This window comes from Brevundimonas sp. UBA7664 (assembly GCF_002483305.1).
In the GTDB taxonomy this organism is placed as follows: domain Bacteria; phylum Pseudomonadota; class Alphaproteobacteria; order Caulobacterales; family Caulobacteraceae; genus Brevundimonas.
Genome location: NZ_DLHQ01000010.1, coordinates 23,014 through 33,299 on the forward strand (window position 1 = coordinate 23,014; position 10,286 = coordinate 33,299).

At 67.1% G+C, this 10,286-nt stretch carries 7 protein-coding genes; 5 read left to right on the forward strand and 2 right to left on the reverse strand.

The window, feature by feature from the left end:
• Nucleotides 1-35 precede the first annotated feature (35 nt).
• The 4 genes from mtgA (at nucleotide 36) to B2742_RS01995 (ending at nucleotide 6,698) form a co-directional block, all read left to right on the forward strand.
• Nucleotides 36-731 (forward strand): monofunctional biosynthetic peptidoglycan transglycosylase, encoded by a 696-nt coding sequence (gene mtgA / locus B2742_RS01980; RefSeq protein ID WP_292062315.1) that lies wholly within the window; start codon nucleotides 36-38, stop codon nucleotides 729-731.
• Nucleotides 732-813: 82 nt separating this feature from the next.
• Nucleotides 814-2,715, forward strand: coding sequence for a M2 family metallopeptidase (locus B2742_RS01985; RefSeq protein ID WP_292062317.1), 1,902 nt, complete (start codon nucleotides 814-816; stop codon nucleotides 2,713-2,715).
• A 152-nt stretch (nucleotides 2,716-2,867) separates the two neighbouring features.
• Entirely contained in the window at nucleotides 2,868-4,727 is a 1,860-nt protein-coding gene (locus B2742_RS01990) for a TadE/TadG family type IV pilus assembly protein (RefSeq protein ID WP_292062320.1), read from the forward strand.
• 93 nt (nucleotides 4,728-4,820) lie between these two features.
• On the forward strand, nucleotides 4,821-6,698 hold the full coding sequence (locus tag B2742_RS01995; RefSeq protein WP_292062323.1) for a TadE/TadG family type IV pilus assembly protein: 1,878 nt from the start codon (nucleotides 4,821-4,823) through the stop codon (nucleotides 6,696-6,698).
• Between the two features lie 19 nt (nucleotides 6,699-6,717).
• Here B2742_RS01995 and B2742_RS02000 read toward each other — a convergent pair whose 3' ends face one another.
• Nucleotides 6,718-7,629 carry an isopenicillin N synthase family dioxygenase gene (locus tag B2742_RS02000; RefSeq protein WP_292062331.1) on the reverse strand — a complete coding sequence of 304 codons (912 nt, stop codon included), beginning with the start codon at nucleotides 7,627-7,629 and terminating at the stop codon, nucleotides 6,718-6,720.
• A gap of 239 nt (nucleotides 7,630-7,868) precedes the next feature.
• On the opposite strand from B2742_RS02000, the gene B2742_RS02005 reads away from it, so the two are divergent.
• Nucleotides 7,869-8,543, forward strand: a complete 675-nt coding sequence (locus B2742_RS02005; RefSeq protein ID WP_292062326.1) for an OmpA family protein — start codon at nucleotides 7,869-7,871, stop codon at nucleotides 8,541-8,543.
• 338 nt (nucleotides 8,544-8,881) lie between these two features.
• Here B2742_RS02005 and B2742_RS02010 read toward each other — a convergent pair whose 3' ends face one another.
• Nucleotides 8,882-10,186 (reverse strand): UDP-glucose dehydrogenase family protein, encoded by a 1,305-nt coding sequence (locus tag B2742_RS02010; RefSeq protein WP_292062328.1) that lies wholly within the window; start codon nucleotides 10,184-10,186, stop codon nucleotides 8,882-8,884.
• Between the last annotated feature and the right edge of the window lie 100 nt (nucleotides 10,187-10,286).

A 10,286-nucleotide genomic window follows, 5' to 3' on the forward strand; every position in this document is an offset into this window, starting at 1 on the left:
TGCCAAGCCGCCGCCGGCCGTGCTGCGATCCCTGCATGTCGGGGCTGACCAAGACCGTGAAGAAGGGCCGGCCCTTGCTGACCCTGTTCCTGCTGCTGCTTCTGCTCGGCTCCAGCGGCCTGGTGCTGCAGCGCTTCCTGCCCATCCCGGCCACCTTCCTGATGACCACCCGGGCGATCGAGGGCGAAGGGTGGGACTATCGCTGGCGCTCGCTCGACGACATCTCGCCGCGGCTGGTCCAGGCCGTGATCGCCTCCGAGGACTCGACCTTCTGCGCCCACCGCGGCTTCGACATGAAGGCCATCGAGAAGGCGCTCAAGGCGAATGAGCGCGGCGGCCGCATCCGCGGCGGCTCGACCATCAGCCAGCAAACGGCCAAGAACGTCTTCCTGTGGCCGGGCCGCGACTGGATCCGCAAGGGGCTGGAGGCCGGCTACACGGTCGCCATCGAGACCGTCTGGGGCAAGCGCCGGATCATGGAGGTCTATCTCAACGTCGCCGAATGGGCCCCCGGCGTCTACGGCGCCGAGGCCGCGGCGCAGCACTGGTTCGGCAAGTCCGCCGCCGACCTCAGCGCCCGCGAGGCCGCGCGTCTGGCCGCCATCCTGCCCAGCCCCCGCCGCTACAACGCGGCCAGCCCCGGCCCCTATGTCCGCCGCCGCGCCTCACGCATCCAGGCGGCCATGGGGACGGTGCGCGAACAGGGGCTGGCCGCCTGCGTCACCGGGTGAACGGCCCAGCTTGACGCAACGGCTCGGCTCCCTTCACCTGCCCCCCAACGGCGCGGCGCCAGACCGCGCGAGGAGGACGTCCATGAAATCCACTCTGATGACCGCCGCCGCTGTCTGCGCCCTCTCGATCGCGAGCGCGGGGTGCGTCACCGTCGTCGACGGATCCTGGGATGATGACGGGGTCTCGGTTGAGTTGATCGAACCGCTGGGGGCGCCGACATCGGCGTCCGCCGCCGACGCCGGGCAGGCCGTCACGGCGGACGGCGCCGCCGCCTTCGTCGCCCAGGCCGAGACCCGCCTCGCCGCCCTCAGCGAGGAGGCCGCCCGCATCCAGTGGACCCGCGCCACCAACATCACCCACGACACCATGTGGCTGGAGAGCCGGATCAACGCCGAATACACCGAGCTCCAGGTCGAGCTGGCCAACGGCGCCGCCCGCTTCAACGACGTCGAGGTCCCCGCCGACGTCCGCCGCAAGCTCAACCTGCTGCGCCTCGGCATCGTCCTGCCGGCCCCCAACCGCCCCGGCGCCGCCGGCGAGCTGGCCGAGATCACCACCCGCCTCGACTCGACCTATTCGGTCGGCAAGTTCGAGTTCAAGGGCCGCCAGATCACCCTCGACGAGGCCTCCGTCCTGATGGCCGAGACCCGCGACCCCGCCGAGATGGAGGCCCTTTACGAGGGCTGGCGCACCGTCTCGCCGGTCATGGCCGCCGACTACGCCCGCATGGTCGAGATCGCCAACGAGGGCGCGACCGAGCTGGGCTTCGCCGACACCGGCGCCATGTGGCGCGCCGGCTACGACATGGAGCCCGACGCCTTCGCCGCCGAGACCGATCGCCTGTGGGAACAGGTCAGACCCTTCTACGAGAACCTGCACTGCTACGTCCGCAGCCGTCTCAACGACCGCTACGGCGACGCGGTCCAGCCCGACAGCGGCCCGATCCGCGCCGACCTGCTGGGCAATATGTGGTCGCAGCAATGGGGCAACATCTACGACGTCGTCGCCCCGGCCGAGGGCGGCGCCTCCAGCTACGACCTCACCGAGCGTCTCGTCGCCTCGGGCTACGACGCCCGCAAAATGGTCGAGACCGGCGAGGGTTTCTACGTCTCCATGGGCCTCGAGGAGCTGCCGGAGACCTTCTGGGAGCGGTCGATGATCACCCGGCCCGAGGGCCGCGAGGTGGTCTGCCACGCCTCGGCCTGGGACCTCGACAACCTCGAGGACATCCGCATCAAGATGTGCACCCAGGTGAACGGCGACGACTTCTATACGGTCCACCACGAACTCGGTCACAACTACTACCAGCGCGCCTACAAGGATCAGCCCTTCCTGTTCAAGAACGGGGCGAACGACGGCTTCCACGAGGCCATCGGCGACTTCATCGGCCTGTCGGCCCTGACCCCCACCTATCTGAACCAGATAGGCCTGCTGCAGAGCGTGCCCGGCGAGGCGGAGGACATCCCCTTCCTGCTGAAGATGGCGCTCGACAAGATCGCCTTCATGCCCTTCGGCCTGATGGTCGACCGCTGGCGCTGGGGCGTGTTCAACGGCGAGACCAGCCCGGCCGAATACAACGACGCCTGGACCGCCAACATGCTGCGCTACCAGGGTCTGGTCCCGCCCGGACCGCGGCCGGAGAACGCCTTCGACCCGGGCGCCAAATACCATATCCCCGGCAACACGCCTTACACCCGCTACTTCCTGGCCCACATCTACCAGTTCCAGTTCCACCGCGCGGCCTGCCAGCAGGCCGGCTGGACCGGGCCGCTGCATCGCTGCTCCGTCTATGGAAACGAGGCGGTCGGGGCGCGTTTCAACGCCATGATGGAGATGGGCCAGTCGCGGCCCTGGCCCGAAGCCATGCAGGCCTTCACCGGCCAGCGCGAGAACGACGCCTCGGCCGTGGCCGACTATTTCGCTCCGCTGAACGTCTGGCTGACGGCGCAGAACCGCGGCAAGAGCTGCGGCTGGGAGGCCTGAGCCGGCCCCGCCCGCGGGCGGGCGCGGCACCTCCGTGAGGAAGTCTCCGCGTTAACCTTTGGTGTAGGTCCTTCGCTTAACCGTGCCCGATCATTCTGCCCGGATAGGTGCGGACGGATTGCCTCGCGCCTGAACCACGGGCGGATGGGGCGATGGGACGGGTCTCCTGGATTGACGGCCTGGGTCGGGGTCTGCGGGCCTTCGCCCGGCGCATGGCGGGCGATGCACGCGGCAATGTCGCCATGCTGTTCGCCATCAGCCTGCCGGTGCTGGTCCTGATGACGGTCGGCGGGGTCGACATCCACCGCGCCTCCACCGTGCGGGCCAATCTTCAGGACGCCCTGGACGCCGCCACCCTCGCCGCCGCCCGCTCGCCCTATACCGACAACGACGACCTCCGCCGCATCGGGCTGGCGTCGCTGCGCGCCAATCTGAACGCCTATCCGAACATCACCCTGCGCGAGGCCGACACCTCGTTCGTTCTGAACGCGGACGATGTGGTAATCGCCTCCTCCAGGGTCGATGTGAAGACCCTGGTCGCCGGCAAATTCCTGAATGACACTCTGCCGGTGGGAGCCCATTCCGAGGTGGACCGGTCGTCCCGGAATATCGAGGTGGCCCTGGTGCTGGACACCACCGGCTCGATGGCGGGCCAGAAGATCATCGATCTGCGCGCCGCCGCCAGGGACCTGGTCGACATCGTCGTCCAGGACGTCCAGACCCCCTGGTATTCCAAGGTCGCCATCGTGCCCTATTCAATGGCCGTCAACGTCGACAGCTACGCCAACGCGGCGCGGGGCTCGATCACCGGCTCGGTCAACATCACCGGCGCGGTCATCAATCTGGCCGGAACGCCGAAGACCATAACAGCCGCAACCCGGGCCCGGCCGGTGGTGATCACCGCCAGCAGCCACGGCTTTTCCAACAACGACGTCGTCTGGATCAGCGGCGTGGGCGGCATGACGCCGCTGAACAACAAGCCCTATGTCGTCGCCAACAGGACGACCAATACCTTCGAACTGTACACCCTGGCCGGCGTCAGGGTGGACGGGCGCAACTATAGCGCCCTCACCGGCACCAATGGCCGGGTCCAGCGGTGCCAGAACAACGACTGCTCGATCACCATCACCGCGAGCAACCACGGCCTCGTCAACAACAACTACGTCTATATCACCGACGTCGGCGGCATGACGCAGATCAACAACCAGACCTATCTGGTCGGCAACGCCACGACCCACACCTTCACCATCGACATGAACGAGGCCTCGCTGACCCCCTACACCTCGGGCGGCAGGTCCTGGTGCGCCCAGCAGGGCTGTACCTGGTACGCCTTCGAGAATGTGTACGACGACCTGGTGACCCACCGGATCAGCACCTGCGTGACCGAGCGGACGGGCGACAACGCCTATACAGACGCGGCGCCGTCTACCGCCCGCGTGGGCCGGAACTATCCGTCCACGTCCAATCCCTGCCTGTCGAACACCTTGAAGCCGCTGTCCAACAACAAGGCGGCGATCAAGGCCGACATCGATCTGTTGAGCGCTTCCGGTTCGACCGGCGGCCATGTCGGCGTGGCGTGGGGCTGGTATGCCGTTTCACCGGCGTTCAGCAGCCTGTTCGGCTCGTCCGCGGGGGCCGCCTACAACACCGCCGAGACCCTGAAGGCGGTCGTGATCATGACCGACGGCGAATACAACAGCGGCTATTGCAACGGCGTCATCAGCGCCGACTCGACCAACGGGTCAGGCTCCGCGTCCCTGCACATCAACTGCAACGCGCCCAACGGCCACCCCTTCGACCAGACGCTGGCCCTGTGCACGGCCATGAAGACCGCCGGAGTGATCGTCTATACCGTGGGCTTCCAGGTGGTGGACGACGAGCGCGCGCGCGCCGTCGTCAACGGCTGCGCGACCAACCCGGGCAACGCCTATCTGGCCGACTCCGGCGCGGACCTGCGCGAGGCCTTCTCGGCCATCGGCCGCGACATCACCCAGTTGCGCATATCCCGCTAGATCATCGCGATCACCGGGCGTTAATGTTGCTCGCCGATGCTGACGCCTCGAAAGCTGGACCTTGCTGCCCGGCGAATGGCGGAATCGACGACCATGGGACGCCGCATTGAATCGCTCATCCCTCACGGCGTGAGGAATTTCCTTCGCCGCCTGCTGTCCGATGCCCGCGGCAATGTCGCCCTGATGTTCGGCCTCACTCTGCCGGTGCTGGTCCTGATCACGGTCGGCGGGGTGGACGTCCACCGCGCCTCGACCGTGCGGGCCAATCTTCAGGACGCCCTCGACGCCGCTGCCCTCGCCGCGGCCCGCTCCCCCTATACGGATCCCGAGGACCTCACCGAGGTCGGGCTGGCGTCCCTCAGGGCCAATCTGAACGCCTATCCCGACATCCTCCTGCTCGAGGAATCGGCCACATTCGAACTGAGTGAGGACCAGGTCGTCATCGCCAACGCCCGGGTCAATGTGAAGACCCTCGTCGCCAACATCTTCCTGCCGCCCTACGGGCAGTTCATGGACGAGTATCTGCCGGTCGGCGCCCACTCCGAGGTCAATCGCTCGTCCAAGAATCTCGAAGTCGCCCTGGTGCTGGACATCACGGGGTCGATGTCCGGTTCGAAGATCGAAAGCCTCAAGGACGCGGCCGATGAGCTCGTCGACATGGTCGTTCAGGACCTACAGACGCCGTTCTATTCGAAGATGGCGATCGTCCCCTATTCGATGGGGGTCAACCTCGGATCCTACGCCAACAGCGCCCGGGGGACGCCCATCGGCGCCCGCGGCATCTCGCACATGGCCTGGGCGTCGGCGACCGCGAGGAACATCACCGGCATCACCCGCGCCAGCCCGGGGGTCGTCACCTCGGCCAGCCATGGGCTCGTGACCAACGACTATGTGTGGATCCGCAACGTTTCCGGCATGGGGCAGGTGAACAACCGGGCCTATCGGGTCCAGAGAATCAGCAGCTCAAGATTCTCATTGCAGTCGTGGAACGGCTCATCCTGGGTGGCGGTGAACACCAGCAGCTACAGCAATTATGGCGGCTCCGGCGAGGTCCGCAAATGCCTCCTGTCCGACTGCGCGGTCCAGGTGACCGCTCCCGGGCATGGCCTGGTGACGGGCGACGGCGTCTACATCACCGGGGCCAGTGGCATGACCCAGGTCAACAACCGGCCCTATATCGTGACCAGACAGACGGACAACACCTATTCGATCGGCGTCAACGGCGCGGACTGGGGCGCCCATACCTCCGGCGGCTCCAGCTGGTGCGGTCAGGACGGCTGCCAGTGGCGGGTCTTCTACAACACCTCTGGAACGTTGAGGGCCTTCGAGATCAGCACCTGTGTCAGCGAACGGGCCGGGACCGAGGCCTATACCGACGCGTCCCCGGGCTCGAACCGGGTGGGCCGCAACTACCCCGCCCCCGGTCATGGCTGCCCCGGCGCCGTGATCCGGCCCCTGTCCAGCAGCAAGTCGACGTTGAAGAACCTGATCGACGACCTCGAAATCGGCGGCTCCACGGCGGGCCAGATCGGCGCCGCCTGGGGCTGGTACGCGGTCTCGCCCGGCTTCAACAGCCTGTGGCCGAGCGCGTCCGCCGGAGCCTATGACGACAACGATCTGATGAAGGCGGTCGTCATCATGACGGACGGCGAGTTCAACACGCCTTACTGCACCGGCGTGATCGCTGCGGATGCGGGGTCGGGCTCGGGCAGCGCGTCCGACCACATCAACTGCAACGCGACGAACGGCGACCCGTACGACCAGACCGCGGCCCTGTGCGTGGCGATGCGCGCCCAAGGGGTCGTCGTCTATACCGTCGGCTTCCAGATGAACGCGAACGGACGCGGCGCCCAGGTCCTGAACGGTTGCGCCTCCTCGGGCTCAGCCTTCCTGCCGGCCAACGGCGCCGACCTCTCGGAGGCCTTCAAGGCCATCGGGCGCGACATCACCCGCCTGCGGATATCCCGGTAGCAGCCACCACCCCGGCGTCTCAGATCAGCCGGATTTCCCTCAGGCGCTCGGTCAGGAAGTCCTCGGCCATGATCGCCTTGCCGGCATAGCGGTCGGGGTTCTCCGGGCTGATCATGCTCGGCAGGGTCTCGATCACGAAGTCCGGGTTGAAATGCAGGAAGAAGGGCGTCGAATAGCGGGCGAAACTGGCCCGTTCCGGCGCCGGATTGATCACCCGGTGGCTGGTCGACGGCAGGACGTGGTTGGTCAACCGCTGCAGCATGTCGCCGATATTGACGACCAGCGCCCCCGGCGGCGGCGCGATATCCAGCCATTCTCCGTCGGCGTCCTTCAGCTGCAACCCGGCCTCCTCGGCCCCCAGCAGCAGGGTGATGACATTGATGTCCTCGTGCGCCCCGGCGCGCACGCCCGAGGCACCCGCCGGCACCGGCGGATAATGCAGCATCCGCAGGATCGAGTTGCCCATCTCGACCTTGTCCTCGAAGAAGTCGTCGCCGAGTTCGAGATAGCGGGCGATGGCGCGCAGGATCTTCGCGCCCAGTTCGTCCATGGCCGCGAACATGCCGTACAGATGGGTCCGGAACCCCTCGACCTCGGTCGGCCAGACGTTGTCGCGCATGTATTTGCGATAGGGGTGGCCCTCGGGCAGCTCGCGGCCGACGTGCCAGAACTCCTTCAGATCGACCGTGGCCGCGCCCTTGGCCGCCTCGACGCCGAAGGGGGTCAGCCCCCGCGCGCCCCCTGTGCCCGGCTGGTGATACCGGCGCTTGGTCTCCTCCGGCAGGGCGAAGAAGGTCTTGGTGTCGGCGACGGCGGCCTCGATGACGGCCTCGTCCAGCCCATGATCGGCGATGACCGCGAACCCGTAGCGTTTGAACGACGTTCCCAGGCGATCGGCGAAGGCCTGGAAATCGGCGTCGTACAAGGTCATCGACACCGGCTCGATCGCCTTGCGGGCGGTGGCGGCGGATTCCGGGTTCAGGGTCGCGCTCACGTCGGGGCCTCATCATTCTGGAACAGGCGGTTCCATACGCCCTAAGGCGCGAACTTGGCAAAGCCGCGGCCTGTCGGAAAGTCGCCATGCGCGTTCAGGCGCGGTACAGGTGGGAACCTTCACCGTAAGCTCGCGTTTCGGCGCCAGATATAATTTCACAGACAGGGATACTCGTCATGCGCAGCAAGCTGCTCCTCACCGGCGCCACGGTCGCCATTCTTCTCGGCGGCGTGGCCTGCACCACCACCGACCCCTACAGCTCCGCGCCGCGCCGCAACAACACCGGCACGGGCGTGATCGCCGGCGCCCTCGGCGGCGCCCTGCTGGGCTATCTGACCAACACGTCGAACTCCGAAGAGGGCCGCAAGAACGCCCTGATCGGCGCCGGCATCGGCGCCCTGGGCGGCGCGGCCGTCGGCCAGTACATGGATCGTCAGCAGCGCGAACTGGAAGCCGAGCTCTCGGGTTCGGGCGTTGGCGTGGCGCGCCAGGGCGACAATCTGGTCCTGCGCATGCCTTCGGACGTGACCTTTGCGTCGAACCAGTCGTCCATCAATCCGCGCTTCAACGCGACCCTGGATGACGTCGCCGGCGTCCTGAACCGCTATGATCAGTCGATCGTCGACATCGTCGGTCACGCCGATTCCGACGGCGCCGACGACTACAACCTGAACCTCTCGCGTCAGCGCGCGTCGTCGGTGGCCCAGTATCTGGTCAGCCGCAATGTGCTGGCCGACCGGCTGTACGTCGATGGTCGCGGCGAAAGCGCCCCGATCGCCTCGAACGCCACCGCCGAGGGCAAGGCGCAGAACCGCCGGGTCGAGATCCTGATCCGCCCGTTCCGCGGCTGATCCAGTCGCGCTCAAGCAGCGAGCGGCCGCGCCGCGAGCGTTAGCGCGTCAATGAAAGAAGGGCGGAGCCTCCGGGCCCCGCCCTTTTCTTTTGCCGGACACCGTTCCGTGACTTGCGGCGCGATCCATCTGGTGCTGGATACGAAACACACGCCTTGCGGGGGGAATCGTTTGCGTCCGGACCATCAGGAATTCGCCGACGGGGTGAAATTGGCCGCCATCGCCGCTGTCTCCGCGGTCCTGACAGCGACCTTGGTCATCGGGGCTGGCCGGACCCTGTTGCCCCAGGCCGAAACGGTTGCCGCCGAACGCCTTGAACTGATCCCTGTGGGCCTGCGTTAGGCCCTGCCGATCGAGGCGTATTTGAACCCTCGCGCGCGCATGTCCTCGGGCCGATAGACGTTCCTCAGATCCACCATCACCGGCTGACGCACCAGCAGTTTGACCCGGTCCAGGTCCAGGGCGCGGAACTGGTCCCATTCGGTCAGGATCACCACCACATCGGCGCCCTCGACGGCCTCATAGGGGCCGTCCTTGAAGATGACTCCGTCCAGCAGTTTCGATGCTTCGTGCATGCCTTCCGGATCGAAGGCCTGCACCGTCGCGCCCATGGCGATCAGCGCCGGGGCCACGTCGAGCGACGGCGCGTCGCGCATGTCGTCGGTGTTGGGCTTGAAGGTCAGGCCCAGCAGGGCCACCGTCTTGCCGGTCAGGTCGCCGTCCAACGCCGCGGCGACCTTGCCGGCCATGGCCTTCTTGCGCGCGTCATTGATCTGGACCGTGGTCTCGATCAGGCGGACGGGGGAGCCGGCGTCGGTGGCGGTCCGCACCAGGGCGAGGGTGTCCTTGGGGAAGCAGGAGCCGCCGTAGCCGGGACCCGCGTGCAGGAATTTGCCGCCGATCCGCTTGTCCAGGCCGATGCCGCGCGCGACCTGCTGCACATCGGCGCCGACGGCCTCGCACAGGTCCGCCATCTCGTTGATGAAGGTGATCTTCATCGCCAGGAAGGCGTTGGCGGCGTATTTGATCAGTTCCGAGGTGCGCCGCCCGGTGAACAGGATGGGCGTCTCGTTCAGGTTCAGCGGGCGATACAGTTCGCGCATCACCGCCTGGGCGCGGGCGTCCTCGGTGCCGACGACGATGCGGTCGGGCCGTTTGAAATCCTCGATCGCGGCCCCCTCGCGCAGGAACTCCGGATTGGAGACCACGGCGAACTCGGCGTCGGGGCGGCGTTCGCGGATGATGCGCTCGATCTCGTCGCCGGTGCCGACCGGGACGGTGGACTTGGTCACCACCACGGTGAAGCCCTCGATAAGGCCGGCGATCTCCTCGGCGGCGGCATGGACATAGGACAGGTCCGCGTGGCCGTCGCCCCGCCGGGAGGGCGTGCCCACGGCGATGAAGACCGCATCCGCCGTCCGGATCGCCTCTGCGCCGTCCAGCGCGAAGCTCAGCCGGCCGTCGCGGACATTGGCGGCGACCAGATCGTCCAGGCCCGGCTCGAAGATCGGAATCTCGCCCCGCTCCAGCCGCTCGATCTTGGACGGGTCCTTGTCGACGCAGATGACGTCATGGCCGAAGTCGGCGAAACACGCCCCGGAAACGAGCCCGACATAGCCGGTGCCGATCATCGCGACGCGCATGGATACCTGTCCTTTGTTCGAGGGGCGGAAATAGCGAGCGGCCGCCGGTTTGGCCACCCCGGCCCGAATGATCCGACGCCCAAAGCAAAACCGCCGCCCC